We start from the raw sequence: 24,201 nt of genomic DNA on the forward strand, positions 1-24,201 counted from the left end.
TTCGCAGCCGGAGAAACGAACGATGGCAATGCTCAGCTTTGAAAGAAAGTACCGCGTTCGCGGCGGAACGCTCATCGGCGGCGACCTGTTCGATTTCTGGGTCGGCCCGTTCTACGTCGGGTTCTTCGGGGTGACGACGGTGTTTTTCGCATTCGTCGGCATAGCGATGATCCTCTGGAATACTGCGCTTGGTCCCACCTGGAATCTCTGGCAGATCAGCGTCAATCCACCGGACGTCAAATACGGCTTGTCCTTCGCGCCTCTGCAGGAAGGCGGGATCTGGCAGATCGTCACGATCTGTGCGCTCGGCGCCTTCGTGTCATGGGCGCTTCGCGAGGTCGAGATCTGCCGAAAGCTAGGCATCGGCTATCATGTACCGTTCGCTTTTGCCTTCGCCATCTTCGCCTATTTTACGCTCGTTGTGATCCGGCCGGTGCTGATGGGGTCATGGAGCTATGGTTTTCCCTACGGCATCATCACCCATCTCGATTGGGTGTCGAACACCGGATACCAATACGGAAATTTCCACTACAACCCCGCACACATGATCGCCATCACGTTCTTCTTCACGACGTGTCTGGCGCTGGCGCTGCACGGCGGTCTTATTCTGTCGTCGACCAATCCGAACAGGGGTGAACCGGTCAAGACGCCCGAGCACGAGAACACGATGTTCCGGGATCTGATCGGCTATTCGGTCGGTACCCTCGGCATACATCGTGTTGGGCTTTTCATCGCGCTATCTGCGGTGTTCTTTAGCGCGGTCTGCATCGTAATCAGCGGGCCGTTGTGGTCGGAAGGCAATGCCTGGTCTGAGTGGTGGAACTGGTGGCGCAATCTTCCAATTTGGTCCTCAAACTAATTCCGGTCATCAGAGAGAGTCCTGAGCCATGGCCCAATATCAAAACTTCTTCACGCAGGTCCAGGTGCGCAGCACCATCTACCCCGGGATTCCGATCCAGCCGGGAATATGGGTTCGCACCAGTGAGGGCCGCTTCAACTACTGGCTAGGAAAGGTGGGCGACGCCCAGGTCGGACCTTTCTATCTCGGATTTCTCGGGCTGGCGTCCATCGCCTGTGGCATCGTCGCAATCGAGATCATCGGCCTGAATATGCTGGCATCGGTGAACTGGAGCCCGATCGAGTTCGTCAGGCAACTCCCCTGGCTGTCGCTGGAGCCGCCAAAGCCCGAATACGGCATCAGTTTTCCGCCATTGCAGGAAGGAGGATGGTGGCTGATGGCCGGCTTTTTCCTCACTACCTCGATCCTGTTGTGGTGGGCGCGCACCTACCGTCGGGCACGTGCGCTCGGCATGGGCACTCATGTCGCCTGGGCTTTCGCTTCTGCGATCTGGCTCTATCTCGTGCTCGGCTTCATCCGTCCGTTGCTGATGGGACATTTCAGCGAGGCCGTCCCGTTCGGGATATTCCCGCATCTCGACTGGACCAATAACTTCTCGATTACGCACGGCAACCTCTTCTACAATCCGTTCCACATGCTCTCGATCGCGTTTTTGTATGGTTCGGCCCTGCTGTTCGCGATGCACGGTGCGACGATCCTGGCGGTTAGCCGCTACGGCGGTGAGCGCGAGATCGAGCAGATCGTCGACCGCGGCACGGCGCTTGAGCGGGCAGCTTTGTTCTGGCGCTGGACCATGGGCTTTAACGCGACAGCGGAATCGATCCATCGCTGGGCCTGGTGGTTCGCTGTGCTCTGTCCGCTTTGCGGTGGCATCGGTATTCTTCTCTCCGGCACGGTTGTCGACAATTGGTTCGACTGGGGCGTCAAGCACGGGCTGGCCGTCCCGCGATAATGCATATGGGTTTCTAGACGCGCGCCGGATTGCAACAGGACGCCACGGCGCGCGCCATGTTTCATCGTCTTCCCGTCGCGGTTGTCCGAGATGAAGCGCCGGCGTACGGTCCGATTCAGCTTCGTACGACAAGCGGCCGCCAACAAAGAAACTGGTTCGAGGAACGCTAGGTGAGAGATCACGGGTTGTTGGAGGATATTTGCCCTGGTTCAGGCGTTCAAATCTCCGAAGGAGTCGCTGGGGAATCTCGGCGCATTGCCGGCCGCGAACCTGATCGCGGCCGCCAGCGACGTCGCTGTGATCATAGACGGCGAGGGGGTCATTCGAGATGTCGCCTTCAACAAGGAAGATCTCTCGCTCGAACTCGACGCCCACGGCCGCTGGTTAGGTTCGAGGCTCGCCGAAATCGTGACGTCCGAAACCGCCGCAAAAGCCAAGGAATTACTCCAGGACGCAGTAAACAAAAAGTTTTCGATGTGGCGTCAGGTCAATCATCCGTCGCCCGGCGGCGTGGATATTCCGGTGCTCTATTCGGCCGTCAACATCGGACGCGACGATCGTTTCGTCGTGGTTGGTCGCGACCTACGGCCGCTTGCAGCCATTCAACAACGGCTCGTCAACGCCCAGCAATCTATGGAGCGCGACTACATCCGACTGCGCCACGCCGAAACGCGCTATCGCTTACTGTTCCAGGTCTCGTCGGAGGCGGTCATGATCGTTGACGCCTCCAACAATGCCATCCTTGAGATCAATACGGCTGCGCTGGCGCTGCTTGAGGAGAGCGCGCCGCGGGTTCTGAAATCTAACCTTAGCTCACATTTCGATTCGGCGGATGCCGAACCGGTTCAAACACTGCTATCCAATGTTCGAGCGACCGGTCGCGACGGCAACATCCGTGCCCGGCTTGCGAAGGTGGACCAGGAGTGCTTTGTCGCCGTATCCCAGTTCCGGCAGGAGAATGCGACCTTGTTTCTGGTCCGCCTGTTGTCGCAAGAGGCGCCGCCGCAAGCCGGGGCGCTGAAGGCGACATCGAGCTTGCTGGAGTATTTCGACGCCGCGCCCGATGCGTTGGTCATCACCGGGCATGATGGCCGCATCGCCATGGTCAACCCGGCCTTTACAGAGATGGCGCAGCTCGGCAGCGCCGAGCAGGCGCGCGGCGAATCGCTGGACCGCTGGCTCGGTCGTGCCGGTGTCGACTTTGCGGTCGCGTTCGCCAATCTTCGCCAGACCGGCTCGATCAAGCTGTTCTCGACCTCGCTGCGCGGCGAACACGGTGCGACGACGGATGTCGAGGTCTCGGCGGCATCTCTGATCCATGACGATCGCAAGCAGGGTTTCGGCTTCGTAATCCGCAATGTCGAAAAACGTCTTTCGGCATCGCCGTCCTCCGCCCGCGAGCTCCCGCGCTCCGTCGCCCAACTCACCGAACGGATAGGGCGGGTTCCGCTGCGCGATCTCGTGCGCGAAGCGACTGACGTCATCGAAAAGCTATCGATCGAGGCCGCGCTCGAGTTGACCCGCGATAACCGGGCATCGGCCGCGGAAATGCTCGGCCTCAGCCGCCAGAGCCTGTACGTGAAGCTCCGGCGCTTTGGGCTTGCCGAGCAAGTGGGTGAAGGGGAGGGCGAAGATGACTAGTGTCGTTGTCAGTCGTCCTGCGCCGTCGGTTGTCCTCGAACTGTTGAAGCCTATCACTTGGTTTCCGCCGATGTGGGCGCTGGGGTGCGGGATCGTGTCCTCGGGCGTTTCGCCGGGCCAGCGGTGGCCGACGATCATCGTGGGTGTACTGCTGGCAGGACCGATGGTCTGCGGCACCAGCCAAGCGGTAAACGACTGGTATGACCGGCATGTCGATGCCATCAACGAGCCCGACCGGCCGATTCCATCCGGGCGCATCCCTGGTCGATGGGGCCTTTACATCGCGATCGTATGGACGGTCCTGTCGTTGCTGATTGCGCCGCTGCTGGGCAACTGGGGCTTTGTCGCCGCGGTCGTTGGTCTCGTACTGGCTTGGGCCTACAGCGCACCGCCGATCCGCCTCAAGCAGAACGGCTGGTGGGGCAACGCGGCGTGCGGGCTTTGTTACGAGGGGCTGCCCTGGTTTACCGGGGCGGCGGTGATGAGCGCATCCGCGCCCGACTGGCGCATCGTCCTGATCGCGTTGCTCTACAGCATCGGCGCCCACGGAATTATGACTCTCAATGACTTCAAGTCGGTCGAAGGCGACGAGCGGATGGGGATCGATTCGCTGCCCGTGCTGCTCGGCGTCGACAATGCCGCGCGCTTCGCCTGTCTGGTGATGGTGGTGCCGCAAGTCGCGGTCGTGGCGATGTTGCTGGCGTGGCAGCAGCCAATTCATGCGGCGGCAGTTGGTGCGCTGGTGCTGGTGCAGTTGTTGCTGATGGTCCACTTCCTGAAGGGGCCGCGCGAGCGCGCGCCCTGGTACAACGGGACCGGGATCAGTTGCTATGTCGTCGGTATGCTCGTCAGCGCCTTTGCGCTGGCTGCGATGCAGGCGAGTTGACCATGAATGGTTCAATGCTCTCATGGTTCGGCATCGTCAGACTTGGCCTGATTCAGACCGGCCTCGGTGCGATCGTCGTGTTGACGACATCGACGCTGAACCGAGTCATGGTGATCGAACTGGCGATGCCAGCCATTCTGCCGGGCGCTCTCGTCGCTATTCATTATGTTCTTCAGGTCTTCCGGCCGGCCTGGGGCCATGGTTCGGATCTCGGGGCCCGTCGGACACCGTGGATCGTCGGCGGCATGGCGGTGCTCGCAACCGGCGGCTTGATGGCTTCGATCGCGACGGCCTGGATGACGACGCAGCCCCTATTTGGTATTGCGCTCGCGGTGGTCGCCTTCTGCCTGATCGGTGCAGGCGTCGGCGCTGCCGGTACGTCGCTGCTGGTCCTGCTCGCGAAGCGCACCGACGACAACCGCCGCGCGGCAGCGGCGACCATCGTCTGGGTGATGATGATTGCAGGCTTTATCGTGACGACGGTTGTTGCGGGCCATTGGCTCGATCCTTTCTCACCTATGCGACTGATCATTGTTTCGGGATCGGTATCTGTGGCGGCGATGGTGCTCACGATAATCGGCGTATGGGGTGTCGAAGGAGGTTCCGTCGCTCGCGCCCAACTGGTTTCGAGATCGTCGACGCGCCAGCCGTCGTTTCGCGATGCCTTCATGGAAGTATGGCACGAGCCAAAATCGCGGCGGTTCGCGATCTTTGTTTTCGTCTCGATGCTCGCCTATAGCGCGCAGGATCTGATCCTCGAGCCGTTTGCCGGCGCGGTCTTCGCCTTCACGCCCGGCGAAACGACGAAGCTTTCGGGCGTCCAGCATGCGGGAACGCTGATCGGCATGGCTTTGGTGCCGCTGATTGGCGCAGTCTATCCCCGGTCTCGGGTAAACCTCCAGCTATGGACCGTCGGTGGATGTCTCGCCTCGGCGATCGCGCTATTATGTTTGGCGGCGGCGGCGATCGTCGGGCCGTCGTGGCCGTTGCGTGAGACCGTGTTCATGCTCGGCGTCACCAACGGGGCCTACGCGGTGGCGGCGATCGGCTCGATGATGGTGCTGATCAGCGCGGGCGACGAGAAGCGGGAAGGCGTGCGCATGGGTCTGTGGGGAGCGTCCCAGGCTTTCGCATTCGGAATCGGCGGATTCCTGGGAACGCTGGCCAGCGACATCGCCCGCTATGTCCTGACGTCGGCGGCGTTGTCTTATTTCGCGGTGTTCGCATCCGAGGCGGGATTGTTTGTCATTGCCGCCGTGATGGCCGTTTGGGTTCATCGCGCGCCGACAAAAGACGCGACACAGCAGCAAGTATTCAATTTGCCGATCGCCACTGTAACAGAAGGAGCGCGGTCATGACCAGTTCGGATATTTTTGATGCCGTCGTGATCGGCGGAGGACCGTCCGGCGCGACGGCGGCGCATGATCTTGCAAAGCTCGGGCGGAGCGTGTTGTTGCTCGACCGTGCCGGGCGGATCAAGCCGTGCGGCGGCGCGATCCCTCCGCGACTGATCCGCGACTTCGATATCCCTGATCACCTGCTGGTCGCGCACGTCAACTCCGCCCGAATGGTGTCGCCATCTGACCAGCAAGTCGATATGCCCATCGATGGCGGGTTTGTCGGTATGGTCGACCGCGATGTATTCGATGAATGGTTGCGGACCCGCGCCGCGGAGGCTGGCGCGAAGCGGCGGACGGCCACGTTCAAGCGTTTCGAACGGGACGAGACCGACACGACCATTGTCCATTACGAAGAACGCGCCGCCGACGGGACCATGGTGGCGAAGACCGTTCGGACACGTGCGCTGATCGGCGCCGATGGCGCCTTGTCGGCCGTGGCGCGCCAGTGTTTTCCAGGTTCGGATCGGCTGCCTTACGTATTTGCCTATCATGAGATCGTGCGCGCACCGCCGGTGGCTTCCAGCTTCGACGGTACGCGCTGTGACGTCTATTACCGCGGCAGTGTGTCTCCTGACTTCTATGGCTGGGTTTTCCCGCATGGTGACACCGTCAGCGTCGGCACAGGTTCCGCCCGCAAGGGATTTTCATTGCGGGAGTCCGTTGGCGGCCTGCGGGATGCCGCGGGGCTTGGAACGTCCGAGACGATTCGTCGCGAAGGCGCCCCGATCCCGCTGCGCCCGCTGCCGCGGTGGGACGATGGGCACAGCGTGCTGCTTGCTGGCGATGCAGCAGGTGTCGTTGCTCCCGCGTCGGGCGAGGGCATCTACTACGCGATGATCGGCGGACGCCTGTCGGCGGAAGCCGTCGACGAGTTTCTGGAGACCGGGGACGCCAAGGCACTGCGCAACGCCCGAAGGCGCTTCATGCGGCTGCACGGTGTTGTATTTTGGATTCTCGGCGTGATGCAGCGGTACTGGTATTCCAACGATCGCCGTCGCGAACGCTTCGTCAGCATCTGCCGCGACCGCGACGTCCAGAAGCTGACCTGGGATGCTTACATGAACAAGGAACTGGTTCGTGCCAAGCCTGTCGCCCATGTACGCATCTTCTTCAAGAACCTTGCCCACATGGCAGGACTGGCATCGGCATAATGGCCACGCGCGGCGGTTCCTGGAAGCCCGTGCTGGTCGCGGCTTCCGTTGCGATCTTCATTGCCGTGCTTGGCGGCACGCTGACAGATACCGGAATCTGGTATCAGAGCCTCATCAAGCCGTCTTGGCAGCCGCCGGATTGGCTGTTCGGTCCTGCATGGACCCTGATCTTTGCGCTGGCGACGGCGTCGGCGGTCCATGCCTGGCGCAATGCCGCCAGTCGCGCGCAACGGGAATGGGTGATCGCGCTGTTCGCCCTGAATGGATTTCTCAACGTGTTGTGGAGCACATTGTTTTTCGCGTTGAAACGTCCGGATTGGGCGCTGATCGAGGTGGTGTTCCTGTGGCTTTCGATCCTGTTGCCGACCATCGTCTTCTGGCGCTTCGCAAGGCCCGCGAGCCTTTACCTGGTGCCTTATCTGTTGTGGGTATCATTCGCCGCATTTCTCAACCTCACGGTCGTTCGTTTGAACGGGCCCTTTGCCTGACGATAGGTTGCAAGCATCGGGTGTCCATGTGATCTTCCGGCATGGCTGAGTTGTTTGCGAGTGGGCGCCTCGTCGACTTCATTCTTGTCGTGGTCATTCTCGAGGCCGCGGCCTTGTTGGTCTATTGGTCGCGTGCTCGACGAGGCATCGCGCCGCGCGACCTGCTACCCAATCTGTGCGCCGGCGTATTCCTTCTTTTCGCGCTGCGCGCAACCCTCGCTGGCAGCGGCTGGATGTTGGCAAGTCTTTTCCTGACGGCCGCCGGCCTGGCGCATCTGACCGACGTCACCCAGCGGTGGCGCAACTAGCCCGCGCCGGCCCTGCGCCATTCGGCTATTTCTTTTCGGAGAACTTATTGATGTAGGCGATCACGTCCTTGCGCTGCTGCTCGTCGGTGAGCTTGAACGCCATCTTGGTCGAGCCGGTTGCCAGATCCGCCTTACCCTTGTCGGTCAGGAATTTCTTCAGGAATGCGTTCGGATCGGGCAGATACTGGAAGATCAGGTCGTCGGACCAAACCAATCCGTTCTCGCCTGCGGCTTTGTTCAACGCCGAATAGGCGAAACCTGGCGCCGTTCCCGATTGCCGGCCGATGACGCCGGTCAAGACTGGTCCAACCAGGTTCTTGGCGTCAGGACCGATGCGGTGACAGGTCATGCATTGCTTGAATATCTGCTCACCCTTGGCAGCGTCCTGAGCCAGGGCCGCGCTGCTCGGGAAGACAATGGCTGCTGCGGCACAAGCAAAAACTGCAGATTTCACCGGCACGTTGCTCTCCCTGACTTCGATTTGGTCTCGGTTTGAGTGTTAGGATATATTGACAGTTTTAAATATCAACTGATGTTGTCGGTTCCTGACATTCTTTTGGACTGCATCAAACGAATTCGTGTTGGTTGGCGTTATTCGGATGTTTATCGGCGATCTTGTCGCCAGGGGTGCCCACTACCGGTGTCAGACAAATGTGACAACTAAAAGCCTCAAAACAAAGGTGTTTCTTGACTTTATGCGAGATTCTGCGCATTGCTACCGGGTATGTGTGCCAGTTTCAGCTGGCGGGTGTCAGGCAATATTGGCATGCCGTGTGCACTGGTCTTCACTGCCGTCGTTTCGACAGCTTCCCGCTTCCGCAGAGAAAGATCGGCAGATAGCAGAATGGCCGTATTACCGACCGTACAGCCCGACATCACGCTCCTGCTGGACATGGAGGGTGTGATCCGCGAAGCGACGCTATCTCCGTCGATGAGCGGCGAGAGCGTCGACGGATGGCTCGGCCGCCCTTGGGTCGAAGTTGCCGGTGAAATGGGGGGCGAGAAGGTCAAGCGCATGGTCGATGACGCGCGCGTCACCGGCATTTCGGCGTTCCGCCAAATCAACCAGCGCTTTCCGAGCGGTCTCGAAATTCCGATGGAATACACCACGGTGCTGCTGGGTGGCCGAGCCGGGATGCTGGCGATCGGCAAAAACCTGCAAGCGGTCGCCGAGCTTCAGTCGCGCCTGATCGCGGCCCAGCAGACGATGGAGCGCGACTATTGGAAGCTGCGCGAAATCGAGACGCGCTACCGTCTGGTCTTCGACGCATCAAACGAGGCCGTCCTGATCGTATCGGCCGCCAATCTGCGGATCCTGGAAGCCAACCGTACTGCGATTGAAGCGCTGAATTCGCCGCGTCGCCGCAACGAGGACATCGCGGGACGCGAACTGCTGCATGACATCGCCGCTGAAGACCGCGACGCCGTTCGCGAAGTGCTGGCGCGCATCCGCGAACGCGGCAAGGCGTTGAGCATCCTTGTGCATCTTGGCCCTGAAGCGAAGCCCTGGATGCTGCGGGGGTCGCTGATGACGGCGGAGCCCGGCCACGTGTTTCTGCTGCAATTTACCGCCGCGACCGAACTATCGGCTCCGAAAGACAAGAGTGAGCCTTCGACCGTAGAGGAGTTGGTCGAGCATTTGCCGGACGGGTTCGTGGCGCTCGACGACGCGGGCATCATTCGCCATGCCAATCAGGCCTTCCTTGATCTTGTGCAGCTCGGCTCGAAGGCTTCCGCAATCGGGGAATCGCTTGGCCGGTGGCTCTGGCAACCGGGCGCCGACCTAAATGCACTCCTTTCGAACATCCAGCGGCACAAGACCGTGCGGCTGTTCACGACGTCGATTCGCGGCGAGCTCGGTACCGAGACCGAGGTCGAAATCTCGGCTGGGACCGGGGAGGGCGGGCTCGGTCACATCGGCGTGCTGCTTCGCAATGTGGCCCGTCGCCTTCCGTCAGGCAGTGAGAGTGATTTTCTGCGCACCGCACTGGGTTCGATGAGCGAGCAGATCGGGAAATCGTCGCTGCGCCAGCTCGTCAAGAATACGGTTGGCGTCGTCGAACAGCACTATGTGAAGCAGGCGCTCGAGATCGCAGGTGGCAACCGCACCGCGACAGCAGAACTTCTTGGATTGAGCCGCCAGAGCCTTTATGCAAAGCTCAATCGCTACGGCCTGGACGACAAGGAGCCGGACGCCGAGGAAACCCCAGAGGACTGAGTTGGCGCTGCATTCGCTCGCTACACCAGCATTCGGAAAAGCCGACCTTTCCAACTGCGAACGGGAAGAGATCCATCTCGCGGGCTCGATACAGCCCCATGGCGCCCTATTGGTCGTCAGCGAGCCCGATCACCGTGTCATTCAAGCCAGCGCCAATGCCGCTGAATTTCTCAATCTGAAGCAAGTCGACGGAATGGCGCTCGCCGATCTCGACGGCGACCTGCTGGTCCGAATTCTTCCGCACCTCGACCCAACCGCGCAGGGAATGCCGATCGCAGTGCGCTGCAGGATCGGAAGCCCCGGCGCCGATTATGACGGGCTTTTGCATCGACCGCCCGAAGGAGGGTTGGTCATTGAGCTGGAGCGGGCCGGACCTTCGGTCGATTTGACCAGGTATATCGCCAAGGCGCTCGAGAAGATCCGCACGGCCTCCTCGATTCGCGCGCTGTGCGAGGAGGCTGCGACCTTGTTCCAGGATCGTACTGGCTATGACCGGGTCATGGTCTATCGTTTCGATGACGAGGGCCACGGCGAAGTATTTTCGGAACGCCGCAAGCCGGAGCTCGAGGCGTATCTGGGCAACCGCTACCCTGCGACCGATATTCCGCAGATGGCGAGGCGCCTCTATGAGCGCACAAGAGTCCGCGTGCTGGTGGATGTGAACTATCAGCCCGTCCCGCTGCAGCCCCGGTTTTCGCCGATCACCGGGCGGGATCTGGACATGTCGCTCTGCTTCCTGCGCAGCATGTCGCCGATTCACCTTCAGTACCTGAAGAACATGGGTGTTGGCGCCACCCTGGTGATCTCGCTCGTGGTCGGCGGAAAGCTATGGGGCCTCGTCGCCTGTCACCATTACGAGCCGCGCTTCATACATTTCGAATTGCGGGCGGTTTGCGAACTGCTTGCCGAGGCGATCGCGACACGCATCGCGGCGCTCGAGAGCTTTGCGCAGAGTCAGTCCGAGCTCTTCGTGCAACGGCTCGAGCAGCGAATGATCGAGGCGATGTCGCGCGAAGGTGACTGGCGAGGCGCGATCTTCGACAGCTCGCAATCGATCCTGCAGCCGCTCGGGGCGAGTGGAGGCGCTCTGATCTATGAGGGCCAGATTATTTCGACCGGGGAGGTTCCGGGGACACAAGAGATTAGGGAGATCGGCGCGTGGCTGGACACGCATCGTGATCGAACCGTGGTGGCGACGGCATCGCTCGGCCTGGATCTTCCGCAATTCGCGGGGATTACAAAGGTTGCGAGCGGGGTCGCAGTGACGCCGATCTCCAGCAATCCGGGCGAATACCTGATCTGGTTCCGGCCGGAGCGCATTCGCACGGTGACCTGGGGCGGCGATCCGTTGAAGCCGTTCGTGATCGGCAACAGCCCCACGGATTTGTCGCCGCGCCGGTCGTTTGCGCAGTGGCATCAGCAGGTAGAAGGAACGTCCGACCCTTGGACGCCAGCCGATCTCGCCGCCGCGCGCCTGATTGGTCAGTCGGTGGCGGACATTGTGCTGCAATTCCGCGCGGTGCGCACCCTCATCGCCCAAGACCAGCTCGAACAGTTCAGTCGTCAGGTGCGCGTGTCCGAGCAGCCGGTGATCATCGCCGATATCGACGGCAAGATCCTGCTAGTGAACGAGGCGTTCAAGACGTTGCTGCCGAAGGATCATTCCGCGTTCGGCCGGCTGGATGAATTGGCCGGGGCATTTCAACAACCGGACCGTTTCCTTCGCGATGTTGCGGAGCTCATCCGTCACCATCGCCCATGGCGCGGCGAGTTGCTGTTGCGCAGCGAAAGTAACCGGGAAAAGCCGTTGCTGATCAGGGCCGATCCAGTGCATCCGTCGCGGGACCGGGTGCTCGGCTTCGTGCTGATCTTCTCCGATATCACCGATCGAAAGGCCGCCGAGATTGCGCGCAGCCGTTTCCAGGAAGGGATCGTTCAAAGCAATCGTATCAGCAGCGTCCGTCTCGATTCGAAGACCGATCTCGTCTACCAGAACCTACTGTCGTCGGTGATCGAGAACGCCCAGCTCGCCGCGCTGGAAATCACCTATGGTGTGGAAACCGGCCGGATCGCCGAGATGCTCGAGAGCGTCCGCAATTCGACGCTGCGCACTGCCGAAGTGCTTGAACATCTGATCTGGCATGCGTCACGGACCTCAGGCGGCGGCAAGCCTAACGCCTGAAACTACTGGCGCGGCCGACTTATTGCATGGCCGCTATGGAGGCCGATACATGCGGCACTGCAGCCTCGACGGCGCATGAGATGTCGATATTCATGGAGAATGCGATTGCACCTTCCTCCACCAGGGCTTGCGGATCGGACGCAAGTGCACCGGCTTCCTCAAGCGCCCTGCGGTAGTCGGCCTTCAGCACGTCCAGATCCGAAAAGTGCGGAAAATCGTAGAAGGTCAGCTCCAATGGGCGAAGCCCAAGCGAGCGCGCAAGCAGTCTTTGCAGGATCTGGCCGCCGCTGAGGTCCCCGAGATAGCGGGTATAGGCATGTGCGATCAGTCTCAGGCCGTCGCCATCGGCCGCATGCGATACCCGCTTAGCGTAGATATCGCCGGCGGCAAGCAGTGGAATGTCCTCGATCCATCGCTCGCCGCACAGGGCGGCAAGGTCGGTTTCGATCGCGAGCGTGCGCTCGAGCCGGTAGCGGGACAGCAATGCGATGCCGGGTGAACTGCGATGGCGCTCGAGCCCACGCTCCATGGCCCGGTAGGCGGGGAGCAGATTGCGCAAGAACAGGATGTAGCCTGCCCGGCTCGCTTCACCCCGCAGCAGACTTCGAATAATGCCGGTGCGTTCGGCTTCGGCATGCAGCGCCTTGGTACGGAGATAGAGCGCCGTCACGACGCTGAGCGGCAAGGGGCCATCCGCCGTTGCAGCGGTCATTCCGGTCGCCTCCGCAATCGCTTTGTAAGGTAAGCTTCGTCGCGTCAATCTACGCCGTCCCCGTCCGTTGAGGCCGGTCACGTCCGGCCCTTCAGCTGTTCGATCAGCCCATGCGCCTCCTGCGGCGCAGTGGTCGCGTCTGCCGACATCATATCGGCTCCCATCGACGCCACAAGGTCAGGCTGAGCGATTACTAGCGGGCCGCCCAAAACGATGCCGACCTGCCGGTTGCGCGAGTCGCGCCGGATGTCGTGGATGTCCCTCTTCAACTCATCGAGCCGCCTATCGCTGCTAACGGAGAAGCCGACGATGTCGAACCAGTGATTATGCACCAGTGATGTCAGCTCTTGGTGCGACGAAAACGGGCCGGTGCAGAGATTCCAGCCCGCGCGGCGGAAGAACTCGGCCACCATGGATAGTCCGAAACTGTGTTGGTCGCCCGGAATGATCGTTAGCAGTGCCGATTCGCCGCCGTGGTCGTCGCTGGCTTCGTGCACGAAGCTGTGGCCGAGCCGGTGCATGATGAGCTGCAATCGACCGACACCGAGCGTAACGCTGGCAAAATCCGTCGTGTCCGATTCCCACTGCGCGCCGAGCTGTCGTGCTGCGGGCGCCAGAAGATCGAGAAAGATTGATTCGACCGACGCGCCTTTCGCCTGGAGATCCACGACATAGGCAAATGCTGCGCCGTCATCGGCACCAAGCGCAAGCGCCGCGAACATCTCCACCTCGGTCGGTGCGGTCGGCTCTGCGATCTCCGCAGCCTTTGCGATCGGTGTGCTGCGTAACGCCAGCACGATCTTGGGAATGATCTGCGTCTTGATTGTGCGGACCATCGCGACCGGTTGCAGGGTCGGCCGAAAGCGCCAGATCGGCGCCGGAATTCTCTGTCGCAGCGATTTAGGACGAGGCGCCGACGTGGTGTCGGTGGCGCTACCGGCTGAGAAGGATTGCTCGTTCACATCGGTCATATTTCGCTCCCCCAAGCATTAAGTCGCCACGCTTCAAAACCGTCAAGTTTAATTTACGTACAGTTTAGTTGACAGTTCTCGAAGCGAGGTTTAGCCTTGTTTCGATCAAGCCCGCACTTATGGAGTGGCGCGGTGTTTCGAGCAGCCAAAAGCGGCCGGTTTCCCAAACAAAACGACCCTTCGTCGGCAGCTGCTCGATTTCTCCAGTCGATATCGCATCACCGCGACGCAGAACTGTCAAACAGTCTTTACAGTTCGACAGGTGAATACGTCGCTGCGCCTGCGAACGGAATTTCGCAAATACGAGACGGCGCATCGCGAGCCCGTTCGACAGCCCAATCACTTAGGCCGCTGTACACGCCCGAACAACGCATTCGCCGCGATGCAACAAAGTGGACGCTGGTGCAGGGCATCCTCGCGCCGGTCCAGTTCGCCGTTTTCCTCATTAGTCTCGCGCTGGTGCTTCGTTGTCTCTTTACAGGCGAGGGCTTTGCCGTCGCAGCGGCGTCGATCGTCGTCAAGACGCTTGTACTCTACGCGATCATGATCACCGGTTCGATTTGGGAACGCGAGGTATTCGGCTGCTATCTGTTCGCGTCGGCTTTCTTCTGGGAGGATGTTTTCAGCTTCCTCGTGCTGGCGCTGCACACCGCCTATCTGATCGCGCTGTTCGCGGAGCTCGGCAATCCGCGCCAGCAGATGCTGCTCGCTCTGGCGGCGTACGCCTCCTACTTCGTTAACGCGACGCAGTTCGTCCTCAAGCTGCGCGCGGCGCGGCGCGACGAACGATCGGCGCTGACTGCGGCTCCCTCGACCCCCGGGAGCGGCGCATGAATATGCATGTGCAGGGATGTCCGGTCGCAGCCGATGTCGGGCCCAGTCCGGTCCGCCGTGAGAGCGGCCAACGCGAAGTATTCTGTGGGCTGACTGGAATCGTTTGGTTGCACCGGAAGATCCAGGATGCCTTCTTTCTCGTGGTCGGCTCGCGGACCTGCGCGCATCTGATTCAGTCAGCGGCCGGCGTGATGATCTTCGCCGAGCCGCGATTTGCGACCGCGATCATGGAGGAGAAGGATCTCGCCGGGCTCACCGATGCCAACGACGAATTGGATCGGATCGTCGCTCAGCTGATTGCCCGGCGGCCTGACATAAGGTTGCTGTTTTTGGTCGGCTCTTGTCCCTCCGAAGTGATCAAGCTCGATTTGTCGCGCGCTGCTTTGCGGCTGTCGCAGAAATTTTCGCCTGGGGTCCGCGTTCTCAATTACTCAGGCAGCGGAATCGAGACAACATTCACGCAAGGCGAGGATGCCTGTCTCGCCTCGCTCGTCCCTGCGGCCCCCCCGACCCGGACGAGCGAGGACCAATTACTGATCGTGGGGTCGCTGGCCGACGTGGTCGAGGACCAGTTCATCCGCCTGTTTGACTCGCTCGGCATCGGCACCGTGCAGTTTCTGCCGCCGCGAAACTCTGCGGCACTGCCTGAGGTCGGACCGAACACCAGATTTCTCCTAGCTCAACCGTTTCTCGCTGACACGGCGCGCGCGCTGGAAGGTCGCGGCGCCGTGCGGTTGGCCGCGCCTTTCCCGCTGGGTGTCGAGGGCACGACGGCTTGGCTGCGTGCGGCGGCCGATGCGTTCGGTGTCGCGCCCGCGTTGTTCGAGGCGGTGACGCAACCCCATCGGATCAGGGCGGAGCGGTCGCTGCTTCGCTACCGTGACCAATTGTCGGGTCGTAGCATTTTCCTGTTCCCGGATTCCCAGCTCGAGATTCCCATGGCGCGGTTTCTGTCGCGCGAATTGTCGATGCAACTGGTCGAGGTCGGGACACCCTATCTGCATCGCGAGCATCTCGCCGAAGAGCTCAGGCTGCTGCCGGACGATGTCGCACTGTCGGAGGGGCAGGACGTCGATTTGCAGCTCGATCGTTGCCGAAGGGCGCGACCCGATCTAGTGGTCTGCGGGCTTGGACTTGCCAATCCCCTTGAGGCCGAAGGCATGACCACCAAATGGTCGATCGAACTCGTGTTCACGCCGATCCAGGGTTATGAGCAGGCGGCAGATCTCGCTGAGCTCTTTTCGCGTCCTCTGGTGCGCCGCGCGAAGCTGGTGGCCTGATCATGCAGCTCACCGTGTGGACATATGAAGGACCTCCCCACGTCGGCGCGATGCGCGTCGCCACGGGAATGGAGCGCCTGCATTATGTGCTGCACGCGCCGCAGGGCGATACCTACGCGGATCTGCTGTTTACGATGATCGAGCGCCGCGACCTACGCCCGCCTGTGACCTACACGACGTTTTCCGCGCGCGATCTTGGCGGTGACACAGCCGAACTGTTCAAGACGGCTGCGCAGAATGCCTACGATCGTTTCCAACCGCAGGCGTTGCTGGTTGGCGCGTCCTGTACCGGCTCGTTGATCCAGGACGACCCCGGCGGGCTGGCACGTGCGCTCAACCTCCCGATCCCCGTTGTCGCCGTCGATCTGCCGGCCTATCAGCGGAAGGAAAATTGGGGCGCGGCCGAAACCTTCTATCAACTGGTGCGCGCGCTCGCGGGCCCGTCAGCGCCGGCACCCGGAATGCCGCGTTCGCTGCGTGCCGCAGGAGTCCGTGCTCGCTGCAATCTGCTTGGCCCAACGGCTCTCGGCTTCCGCCATCGCGACGATGTCGCGGAAATTACGTCACTGCTGGCAAAGCTCGGCATCGACGTGAACGTCACGGCGCCGATGGGGGCTAGACCTGCCGATATCGTGAGATTGGGCGAAGCCGACTTCAACGTCGTGCTCTATCCCGAAATCGCCGGCCAGGCGGCGTCCTGGCTGCACCGGACCTTTGGTCAGCCCTTCACCAAGGCCGTCCCGATCGGCGTGTCGGCCACCCGCGAATTTGTCGAAGAGGTCGCGAAGCTCGCTGGTGTCGATGCGTCGGCGACGCTCGCCTCGGCCTCCACCCGGCTACCGTGGTACTCGCGTTCGGTCGATTCGACCTATCTCACCGGCAAGCGCGTCTTCATCTTCGGTGACGCCACCCACGCCGCCGCCGCCGCGCGCATCGCATCCGATGAACTCGGCTTCAAGGTTGTCGGCCTTGGCACCTACAGCCGCGAGTTCGGGCGCGAAATCCGCGAGGCGGCGAAGCGCTACGATGTCGAGCCGTTGATCACCGATGACTATCTGGAAGTCGAGGCGAAAGTTGCGGAACTGCAGCCCGAGTTAGTGCTGGGAACCCAGATGGAGCGACATATCGCCAAACGCCTTGGGGTTCCCTGCGCCGTAATCTCGGCGCCGGTGCATGTGCAGGACTTTCCGGCACGCTATGCGCCGCAGATGGGATTTGAGGGCGCCAACGTCATCTTCGATACCTGGGTGCATCCGCTGATGATGGGCCTCGAGGAGCATCTGCTGGCGATGTTCAAGGATGATTTCGAGTTCACGGACGGAGCAGTGCCTTCCCATCTGGGCGCGGGCCATCAGGTGTCCGATGCCGCAAAGCCGGTTCAGATTACCGAACTAGCCTCAGCCGCGGTGCTGACTAGCGTGACCTGGGCCGCCGATGCCGAGAAAGAGCTGCGAAAAATTCCGTTCTTCGTTCGCGGCAAGGCACGCCGCAACACCGAACGTTTCGCCAACGAAACCGGCGTTGCCACCATAACCATTGAGACGCTCTACGATGCCAAAGCGCATTACGCCCGCTGACGCGACGCCTCTGAAGGTTGTCGTCGTGACCATGGACAGTCATCTTTCCGGCGCGGCTGCGCGGGCGCAAGTGCTGTTGAGGAGCAGCTTCCCGGGATTGTCGCTCGCGGTTCATTCTGCGGACGAATGGGGTACCGATGACGCAGCGCTCGATCGTTGCAGGGCCGACATCGACCGCGGCGACATCGTGATCGCCACGATGCTGTTTCTCGACGACCATGTTCGCCTCGTGATGCCGGCACTCATTGCCCGGCGCAGTCATTGCGATGCGATGATCTGCTGCATGTCGGCAGCCGAGATCGTCAGGCTGACGCGGGTCGGCAAGTTCGACATGAGCGGCGAGGCGCTTGGCGCCATCGCATGGCTGAAGAAGCTGCGCGGCAATCGCAAAGGCAGCCCTGGTGGCAAGGGCGAGATGAAAATGCTGCGGCAGCTACCCAAATTGCTGCGCTTCATCCCAGGCACCGCGCAGGACATGCGCGCCTATTTCCTGACCTTGCAATATTGGCTGGCCGGCTCGGAGCAGAACATCGCTAACATGATCCGCCTGTTGGTCGACCGGTACGCCGACGGTCCGCGCCGCGGCCTGCGCGGCATTGTCAAGGCTGACGCGCCGGTCGACTATGCCGACATCGGTGTCTACCACCCGCGGCTCAAGGGTCGCATTGGCGATACTGCGGAGAGACTTCCTATCCCGGTTGACGCGCGCGGCACCGTCGGTCTCTTGCTGTTGCGCTCCTATCTGCTCGCCGGGAATTCCGGTCACTATGATGGTGTGATCGCTGCGTTTGAGGCAAGGGGCTTGCGCGTGATCCCCGCCTTCGCCAGCGGCCTCGACCAGCGCCCGGCGATCGAACGTTTCTTCATGAAGGACGGACGCAGCGTCGTCGATACGGTGGTCTCGCTAACCGGCTTCTCGCTGGTCGGTGGTCCCGCTTACAACGACTCCCGCGCGGCCGAGGATATCCTCGCGCAACTCGACGTCCCCTATCTGTCGGCGCATCCCGTCGAGTTCCAGACGCTGGAACAATGGGGGGCTTCGGATCGCGGTCTGATGCCGGTGGAAAGCACCATCATGGTGGCGATTCCCGAGCTCGACGGCGCCGCAGGACCGATGATCTATGGCGGTCGCTCTGACGGGGCAGGCGCTACCTGTACCGGCTGCGAGCGCGCCTGCATTTTCGCACCGGCCGAGACCGGTGGCGAAATGCATGTGTGCAGCGAACGAGCCGAGATGCTGGCTGCCCGTACGGCCCGCCTCGTCGCGACGCGCCGTTCCAAACGGCGGGATCGCAAGGTCGCGATCGTCTTGTTCAATTTCCCGCCCAACGCTGGCAACACCGGCACCGCAGCGTTTCTATCGGTCTTCGAATCGCTTCATCGCACGCTTAGTACAATGGAGCGCGAAGGCTATCATGTCGAGGTGCCCGAAAGTGCTGACGCCTTGCGCGAGCGTATCGTCGTTGGCAATGCCGCCCGCTTCGGCGCTGATGCCAACGTCCACGCCAGAATTCCGGCTGGTGATCACGTTCGGAACGAAAAATGGCTACGCCAGATCGAGGCACAATGGGGGCCGGCGCCAGGCAAGCAGCAGAGCGACGGCAGCTCGATCTTCGTGCTGGGTGAGCGCTTCGGCAACGTCTTCGTCGGGATCCAGCCCGCGTTCGGTTACGAGGGCGACCCGATGCGACTGTTGTTCGAGAAGGGATTTGCCCCAACGCATGCTTTCTCGGCTTTTTATCGCTGGCTGCGCCAGGATTTCGGCGCCGGCTCGGTTCTGCATTTCGGAACTCACGGCGCGCTCGAATTCATGCCGGGCAAGCAGGCCGGCCTCTCAGGCGCGTGCTGGCCGGACCGCATGATCGGCGACCTGCCGAATGTTTATCTGTATGCTTCGAACAACCCGTCGGAAGGCACGATCGCCAAACGCCGTTCGGCCGCGACGCTAATCAGCTATCTTACGCCGCCCGTCGCACATGCCGGGCTCTACAAGGGGCTGGTCGAGCTGAAGGCCTCGATCGCACGTTGGCGTGGACTCGCTCCGGGTGAGGATGCGGAGCGCGGCGATCTCGGGACATTGATCCAGGCCCAGGCCAGTGCACTGGAACTGACCAAGTCCGAGCCTGCCTGGATGGATCCGGCCACGGCCGTCGGCAAATTGTCGGAAGCCGTGCTTGAGCTCGAATACACCCTGATTCCGCATGGACTGCACGTCGTTGGTGAGACGCCGTCGGTCGAACAGCGGGTCGAGATGCTGCAGGCGGTTGCCGATGCTTCGCACGGCGCGCGTCTGGACAGATCGATCCTCGAAGCGCTGGTGAAGGGCGAGACGCCCGAAGGACTGGCCGCGAAAAACGACGCTGCGCTGTCGCTTTACACGGAATTGGCCGGCATCGATCGCATCCTCCAGCAGGATCATGAACTGCCCGCGATCCTGCATGCGCTGGACGGCAAATTCGTGCGTCCAGCACCCGGCGGCGATCTTCTGCGCACGCCGGCGATCCTGCCGACTGGGCGTAATCTCCATGGCTTCGATCCGTTCCGCATCCCGAGCGCTTTTGCGGTGCAGGACGGAGCACACCAGGCGCAGCGGCTGATCGACAAGCATGTCGGCGACGGACACGGGATTCCGGAATCGGTTGCGATTGTGCTTTGGGGCACCGACAACCTCAAGAACGAAGGCGCGCCGATCGGACAGGCGCTGGCCTTGCTTGGAGCAAAACCGCGCTTTGACGGCTATGGCCGCCTGACCGGCGCGGAATTGATCCCGCTCGATCAGCTCAACCGGCCGCGGATCGACGTAATCATCACCATGTCCGGGATATTCCGTGATCTGTTGCCGCTGCAGATCAAGCTACTGGCCGAAAGCTGCTTCCTGGCCGCGTCCGCTGAAGAGCCGCTCGAACAGAACTTTGTCCGTAAGCATGCCCTGGCGTTCCAGGCTACGAATAATTGCGACCTGGAAACGGCCTCTTTGCGCGTGTTCGGCAATGCCGACGGTGCCTACGGTTCCAACGTCAACCACCTGGTTGAGAACGGCCGCTGGGATGACGAGGACGAACTCGCCGAGACCTATACGCGCCGCAAGAGCTTTGCTTATGGCCTCAAGGGGCAGCCGGTGCAGCAAACGGCGCTATTGAAGAACGCGCTCGCTACCATCGATCTCGCTTACCAGAACCTCGACTCGGTCGAGCTCGGCGTGACGACCGTGGACCACTATTTCGACACGCTGGGCGGCATTAGCCGTGCGGTTCGAATAGCCAAGGGTGGCCAGTCCGCGCCGGTCTATATTGGCGATCAGACCCGCGGCGCGGGTACGGTCCGGACGCTGTCGGAGCAGGTCGCGCTGGAAACCCGCACCCGCATGCTCAACCCGAAATGGTACGAGGGCATGCTCAAGCACGGCTATGAGGGCGTTCGCCAGATCGAAGAGCATGTCACCAACACGATGGGCTGGTCGGCGACGACGGGCGAGGTAGCGCCCTGGGTCTACCGGCAGCTCACTGAGACCTTCGTGCTCGATATCGAAATGCGCGAACGCCTGGCGTCTCTCAATCCCGTGGCGTCCGCAAAGGTCGCGAACCGGCTGATCGAGGCGCACGAGCGCAAATACTGGTCACCCGATCCGGAGATGCTCGATGTCCTGCGCAGGGCAGGCGAAGAGCTCGAAGACCGCCTCGAGGGCGTGGGAGTTGCTGCATGAACATCCAGACTAGGCCATCGTCGCTCAAGAGCCCGTCCTGCCGTGGCGACGGTGAGGGAAGCGTGCAGGTCCAGCTCGATCCCAAGCTCAAGATCGGCACCGCAAAGGTGTTCTCGATCTACGGGAAGGGCGGCATCGGCAAGAGCACCACCTCGTCGAACCTGTCGGTCGCATTCTCCAAGCTCGGCAAGCGCGTGCTGCAGATTGGCTGCGATCCGAAGCACGACTCGACCTTCACGCTGACTAAGCGGCTGGTCCCGACCGTGATCGACGTACTGGAATCTGTGAACTTCCACGCCGAGGAGCTCCGCCCCGAGGATTTCGTTTTCGAAGGTTATAACGGGGTGATGTGCCTCGAGGCCGGCGGCCCGCCGGCAGGCACCGGCTGTGGCGGCTATGTCGTCGGCCAGACCGTGAAGCTACTGAAGGAGCACCACCTGCTCGAAGATACCGACGTGGTGATCTTCGATGTGCTCGGCGACGTCGTCTGCGGCGGCTTTGCCGCACCGCTTCAACATTCCGATCGCGCGTTGATCGTCGCGGCCAATGATTTCGACTCGATCTTCGCAATGAACCGCATCGTCGCCGCAATCGAGGCCAAGTCCAGGAATTACGGCGTCCGGCTCGGTGGCGTCATTGCCAACCGCAGCAGGAATACCGACCAGATCGATCGTTATGCCGAGCAGGCCGCATTGAAACGCGTTGCGCATTTCCCGGATCTCGACGCCATCCGCAAAAGCCGCCTGAAGAAATCAACGCTGTTCGAAATGAACGAGACGCCGGAGCTGAAGGCCGTTACGGACGAATACATGCGGCTGGCCGCGGAGCTCTGGGCCGGAACGATCGAGCCGTCGCCGGGAAAATCACTCAAGGACCGTGAAATCTTCGATCTGCTGGGGTTCGACTGATGTCCATTGCAACCTATCTCGAACGGCGCGGCGAACTTGAGACCTATTTCGACCGGACTGCGGTCGATGCATGGGCCAAGCTGACGTCGGATGTGCCAGTCGGTCGTATCAGAGCCACTGTCCGTGCTGGCCGGGACGAGATGCGCAACACGCTGCTGTCGTGGCTGCCGCAGAACATGAACGGCGCGCGATTGCTCGATGCCGGATGCGGCACCGGAGCGTTGTCGATCGAGGCTGCCCGGCGCGGCGCAAGCGTGGTCGCGATCGATCTGTCGCCGACTTTGGTGTCGGTGGCGCGGGAACGCCTGCCGTCTGACCTCGGCGGCTCGACCATCGAATTCCGCTCCGGCGACATGCTCGATCCCAAACTCGGCAGGTTTGACTTCGTGGTTGCGATGGATTCGCTGATCCACTATCGCCCGGCGGATATCTGCCGGATCATGGCCGGTCTGGCGGAGCGGACCGCCGCGGCCATGCTGGTGACGTTCGCGCCGAAGACGCCGGCGCTGACCGTGATGCATGCCGTCGGCCGACTCTTTCCACGCGGTGATCGTGCACCGGCGATCGAGCCGGTTGCCGAGCAGAAATTGCGACGGTTGCTGATGGCGGATGAGGGGTTTGAGCGCTGGGAGCTCGGCCGCAGTCATCGCGTAGCCAGGGGATTCTACAAGTCGCAGGCCCTGGAAGTGATTCCACGATGACCCGGATATCGTCGATATTGGCAAAAGGCTGGATGCGGCTCGGGACCCGCTTCCTTCCCTTTGCCGACGCGGCAACGGCGGAGCTTCCGCTCGGACGGCTGCTGCGTCTGTCGCTGTTCCAGGTATCGACCGGCATCTCGATCGTTCTGCTGAACGGCACGCTCAACCGTGTGATGATCGTCGAGCTTGGTGTCTCCACGCTGCTGGTTTCGCTGATGGTGTCGATCCCCCTGGTGTTCGCGCCGTTCCGCGTTCTGATCGGCTTCAAATCCGACAATCATCGCTCCGTGCTGGGTTGGCGCAGAGTGCCCTATATCTGGATGGGGACACTGATCCAGTTCGGCGGCTTTGCCATCCTTCCGTTTGCGCTGCTGGTGCTGTCGGGCACCGGCGAGTATCCCGCCGTTTACGGACAGTTCGGCGCAGCGCTCGCCTTCCTGTTGGTCGGCGCCGGCATGCATACCGCCCAGACTGCGGGTCTCGCACTCGCCACCGATCTGGCGCCGGCGGATGCGCGGCCGCGCGTCGTGGCCTTCCTCTATGTGATGCTGCTGTTCGGGATGGCCGGCAGTGCGCTGATCTTTAGCGAGCTGTTGCGCAACTTCAACGAGATCCGCCTGATCCAGGTGATCCAGGGTGTCGCCGTCATGCAACTGCTGCTCAACGTCGCCGCCCTGTGGAAGCAGGAAGCGCGCAATCCAGGGCTGACGTCGGCTTCCCGAGAGCTCCCCGAATTCCAGCAATCCTGGGCCAGGTTCCGTAACTCCGGCGGTTCGGTCCGCGTCCTTGTCGCCGTGGCGCTCGGTACTTCGGCATTTTCGATGCAGGATATTCTGCTAGAGCCCTACGGCGCCGAAATCCTCAAGCTGACGGTGGGCCAGACCACGGCGCTCACGGCATTTTTTGCGCTCGGCACGCTGGCTGGATTTGGCCTGGCCGCAAGGACGCTGGGGCGCAATGCCGATCCCTATCGCATCGCTGGTTTCGGCGCGGTAGCAGGCGTGTTTGCTTTCGCGGCAGTGATTTTTGCAGCGCCCTTGGGTTCGGTTCTGCTGTTTCGGATCGGGACCGCTTTGATCGGATTCGGTGGCGGGCTGTTCGCCGCGGGAACGTTGACCGCCGCGATGGCGATTGCAGCGGAGGGTGAGAGCGGATTGGCGCTGGGCACCTGGGGCGCCGTGCAGGCGACCGCCGCCGGCAGCGGCATCGCGCTCGGTGGCGGCATCCGCGATGCCGTGACATCGCTGGCATCGAGCGGCGAGCTCGGTCGCGCGCTGACCGATCCGTCGACGGGATACAGCGTCGTCTACCACATCGAAATTGCTTTGTTGTTCGCCACTCTGGTTGCGATTGGCCCGCTCGTCCGCAGCGCACGGACGGGGTTCTCGCAGCCTTCCACAAAGTTTGGCCTGGCTGAGTTTCCAGGCTAG

20 protein-coding genes are annotated in these 24,201 nt (G+C 61.7%); 17 read left to right on the forward strand and 3 right to left on the reverse strand.

Translation table 11 applies throughout. The annotated features are described in order from the left end of the window. Positions 1 to 22 precede the first annotated feature (22 nt). The 8 genes from JQ507_07685 to JQ507_07720 all read left to right on the forward strand — a co-directional run bounded on the left by JQ507_07685 (position 23) and on the right by JQ507_07720 (position 7,685). Complete coding sequence (locus JQ507_07685) at positions 23 to 859, forward strand: photosynthetic reaction center subunit L (protein QRI71348.1); 837 nt, start codon at positions 23 to 25, stop codon at positions 857 to 859. Positions 860 to 887: 28 nt separating this feature from the next. Further along, positions 888 to 1,811, forward strand: coding sequence for a photosynthetic reaction center subunit M (locus JQ507_07690; protein ID QRI71349.1), 924 nt, complete (start codon positions 888 to 890; stop codon positions 1,809 to 1,811). A 204-nt stretch (positions 1,812 to 2,015) separates the two neighbouring features. Beyond that, a complete protein-coding gene (ppsR, locus tag JQ507_07695) occupies positions 2,016 to 3,452 on the forward strand; it encodes a transcriptional regulator PpsR (protein QRI73246.1) in 1,437 nt (478 codons plus the stop codon). Continuing rightward, positions 3,445 to 4,338 carry a chlorophyll synthase ChlG gene (gene chlG, locus JQ507_07700; GenBank protein QRI71350.1) on the forward strand — a complete coding sequence of 298 codons (894 nt, stop codon included), beginning with the start codon at positions 3,445 to 3,447 and terminating at the stop codon, positions 4,336 to 4,338. The genes ppsR (JQ507_07695) and chlG overlap by 8 nt, the downstream gene beginning before the upstream one ends. Positions 4,339 to 4,340: 2 nt before the next feature. Next, positions 4,341 to 5,696 (forward strand): BCD family MFS transporter, encoded by a 1,356-nt coding sequence (locus JQ507_07705; protein ID QRI71351.1) that lies wholly within the window; start codon positions 4,341 to 4,343, stop codon positions 5,694 to 5,696. Next, entirely contained in the window at positions 5,693 to 6,889 is a 1,197-nt protein-coding gene (locus JQ507_07710; protein QRI71352.1) for a geranylgeranyl diphosphate reductase, read from the forward strand. Before JQ507_07705 ends, JQ507_07710 begins: the two co-directional genes overlap by 4 nt. Beyond that, positions 6,889 to 7,377 carry a tryptophan-rich sensory protein gene (locus tag JQ507_07715; protein QRI71353.1) on the forward strand — a complete coding sequence of 163 codons (489 nt, stop codon included), beginning with the start codon at positions 6,889 to 6,891 and terminating at the stop codon, positions 7,375 to 7,377. Before JQ507_07710 ends, JQ507_07715 begins: the two co-directional genes overlap by 1 nt. A gap of 41 nt (positions 7,378 to 7,418) precedes the next feature. Next, the gene (locus JQ507_07720; GenBank protein QRI71354.1) at positions 7,419 to 7,685 is read left to right on the forward strand and encodes a hypothetical protein; all 267 of its coding nucleotides are present in this window, start codon (positions 7,419 to 7,421) and stop codon (positions 7,683 to 7,685) included. 25 nt (positions 7,686 to 7,710) lie between these two features. Here the strand turns inward: JQ507_07720 and JQ507_07725 are convergent, their stop codons facing one another. Beyond that, positions 7,711 to 8,145, reverse strand: a complete 435-nt coding sequence (locus JQ507_07725) for a c-type cytochrome (protein ID QRI71355.1) — start codon at positions 8,143 to 8,145, stop codon at positions 7,711 to 7,713. A 384-nt stretch (positions 8,146 to 8,529) separates the two neighbouring features. On the opposite strand from JQ507_07725, the gene ppsR (JQ507_07730) reads away from it, so the two are divergent. After that, positions 8,530 to 9,903: a transcriptional regulator PpsR gene (ppsR, locus tag JQ507_07730; GenBank protein QRI71356.1), complete on the forward strand. Its 1,374-nt coding sequence runs from the start codon at positions 8,530 to 8,532 to the stop codon at positions 9,901 to 9,903. Between the two features lies 1 nt (position 9,904). Continuing rightward, on the forward strand, positions 9,905 to 12,085 hold the full coding sequence (locus JQ507_07735; GenBank protein QRI71357.1) for a GAF domain-containing protein: 2,181 nt from the start codon (positions 9,905 to 9,907) through the stop codon (positions 12,083 to 12,085). A gap of 19 nt (positions 12,086 to 12,104) precedes the next feature. Here JQ507_07735 and JQ507_07740 read toward each other — a convergent pair whose 3' ends face one another. Further along, positions 12,105 to 12,797, reverse strand: a complete 693-nt coding sequence (locus JQ507_07740) for a biliverdin-producing heme oxygenase (GenBank protein QRI71358.1) — start codon at positions 12,795 to 12,797, stop codon at positions 12,105 to 12,107. A 77-nt stretch (positions 12,798 to 12,874) separates the two neighbouring features. Beyond that, entirely contained in the window at positions 12,875 to 13,768 is an 894-nt protein-coding gene (locus JQ507_07745; protein QRI71359.1) for a cobalamin B12-binding domain-containing protein, read from the reverse strand. Between the two features lie 234 nt (positions 13,769 to 14,002). Here JQ507_07745 and bchF point away from each other — a divergent pair, with 234 nt between their 5' ends. From bchF to JQ507_07780, 7 genes are read left to right on the forward strand one after another with little or no spacing between them, the layout of a single operon-like run. After that, positions 14,003 to 14,602 (forward strand): 2-vinyl bacteriochlorophyllide hydratase, encoded by a 600-nt coding sequence (gene bchF, locus JQ507_07750; GenBank protein QRI73247.1) that lies wholly within the window; start codon positions 14,003 to 14,005, stop codon positions 14,600 to 14,602. Then, positions 14,599 to 15,882 (forward strand): ferredoxin:protochlorophyllide reductase (ATP-dependent) subunit N, encoded by a 1,284-nt coding sequence (locus tag JQ507_07755; protein QRI71360.1) that lies wholly within the window; start codon positions 14,599 to 14,601, stop codon positions 15,880 to 15,882. Before bchF ends, JQ507_07755 begins: the two co-directional genes overlap by 4 nt. A gap of 2 nt (positions 15,883 to 15,884) precedes the next feature. After that, complete coding sequence (locus JQ507_07760; GenBank protein QRI71361.1) at positions 15,885 to 17,459, forward strand: ferredoxin:protochlorophyllide reductase (ATP-dependent) subunit B; 1,575 nt, start codon at positions 15,885 to 15,887, stop codon at positions 17,457 to 17,459. Then, positions 17,434 to 21,162, forward strand: coding sequence for a magnesium chelatase subunit H (locus JQ507_07765; protein ID QRI71362.1), 3,729 nt, complete (start codon positions 17,434 to 17,436; stop codon positions 21,160 to 21,162). Before JQ507_07760 ends, JQ507_07765 begins: the two co-directional genes overlap by 26 nt. Then, positions 21,159 to 22,070, forward strand: coding sequence for a ferredoxin:protochlorophyllide reductase (ATP-dependent) iron-sulfur ATP-binding protein (locus JQ507_07770; protein QRI71363.1), 912 nt, complete (start codon positions 21,159 to 21,161; stop codon positions 22,068 to 22,070). The genes JQ507_07765 and JQ507_07770 overlap by 4 nt, the downstream gene beginning before the upstream one ends. Beyond that, complete coding sequence (locus JQ507_07775; protein QRI71364.1) at positions 22,070 to 22,771, forward strand: magnesium protoporphyrin IX methyltransferase; 702 nt, start codon at positions 22,070 to 22,072, stop codon at positions 22,769 to 22,771. Before JQ507_07770 ends, JQ507_07775 begins: the two co-directional genes overlap by 1 nt. Next, positions 22,768 to 24,201 (forward strand): MFS transporter, encoded by a 1,434-nt coding sequence (locus tag JQ507_07780; protein ID QRI71365.1) that lies wholly within the window; start codon positions 22,768 to 22,770, stop codon positions 24,199 to 24,201. Before JQ507_07775 ends, JQ507_07780 begins: the two co-directional genes overlap by 4 nt.

It is taken from the genome of Bradyrhizobium sp. PSBB068 (assembly GCA_016839165.1).
GTDB lineage: Bacteria > Pseudomonadota > Alphaproteobacteria > Rhizobiales > Xanthobacteraceae > Bradyrhizobium.

What these genes read in the sequence shown, in the direction of transcription:
- JQ507_07685 (QRI71348.1), top strand. Translation starts at nt 23, where the DNA reads ATGGCAATGCTCAGCTTTGAAAGAAAGTACCGCGTTCGCGGCGGAACG.
- JQ507_07690 (QRI71349.1), top strand. Translation starts at nt 888, where the DNA reads ATGGCCCAATATCAAAACTTCTTCACGCAGGTCCAGGTGCGCAGCACC.
- chlG (QRI71350.1), top strand. Translation starts at nt 3,445, where the DNA reads ATGACTAGTGTCGTTGTCAGTCGTCCTGCGCCGTCGGTTGTCCTCGAA.
- JQ507_07705 (QRI71351.1), top strand. Translation starts at nt 4,341, where the DNA reads ATGAATGGTTCAATGCTCTCATGGTTCGGCATCGTCAGACTTGGCCTG.
- JQ507_07710 (QRI71352.1), top strand. Translation starts at nt 5,693, where the DNA reads ATGACCAGTTCGGATATTTTTGATGCCGTCGTGATCGGCGGAGGACCG.
- JQ507_07715 (QRI71353.1), top strand. Translation starts at nt 6,889, where the DNA reads ATGGCCACGCGCGGCGGTTCCTGGAAGCCCGTGCTGGTCGCGGCTTCC.
- JQ507_07720 (QRI71354.1), top strand. Translation starts at nt 7,419, where the DNA reads ATGGCTGAGTTGTTTGCGAGTGGGCGCCTCGTCGACTTCATTCTTGTC.
- ppsR (QRI71356.1), top strand. Translation starts at nt 8,530, where the DNA reads ATGGCCGTATTACCGACCGTACAGCCCGACATCACGCTCCTGCTGGAC.
- JQ507_07740 (QRI71358.1), bottom strand. Translation starts at nt 12,797, where the DNA reads ATGACCGCTGCAACGGCGGATGGCCCCTTGCCGCTCAGCGTCGTGACG.
- JQ507_07745 (QRI71359.1), bottom strand. Translation starts at nt 13,768, where the DNA reads ATGACCGATGTGAACGAGCAATCCTTCTCAGCCGGTAGCGCCACCGAC.
- JQ507_07755 (QRI71360.1), top strand. Translation starts at nt 14,599, where the DNA reads ATGAATATGCATGTGCAGGGATGTCCGGTCGCAGCCGATGTCGGGCCC.
- JQ507_07760 (QRI71361.1), top strand. Translation starts at nt 15,885, where the DNA reads ATGCAGCTCACCGTGTGGACATATGAAGGACCTCCCCACGTCGGCGCG.
- JQ507_07765 (QRI71362.1), top strand. Translation starts at nt 17,434, where the DNA reads ATGCCAAAGCGCATTACGCCCGCTGACGCGACGCCTCTGAAGGTTGTC.
- JQ507_07770 (QRI71363.1), top strand. Translation starts at nt 21,159, where the DNA reads ATGAACATCCAGACTAGGCCATCGTCGCTCAAGAGCCCGTCCTGCCGT.
- JQ507_07775 (QRI71364.1), top strand. Translation starts at nt 22,070, where the DNA reads ATGTCCATTGCAACCTATCTCGAACGGCGCGGCGAACTTGAGACCTAT.
- JQ507_07780 (QRI71365.1), top strand. Translation starts at nt 22,768, where the DNA reads ATGACCCGGATATCGTCGATATTGGCAAAAGGCTGGATGCGGCTCGGG.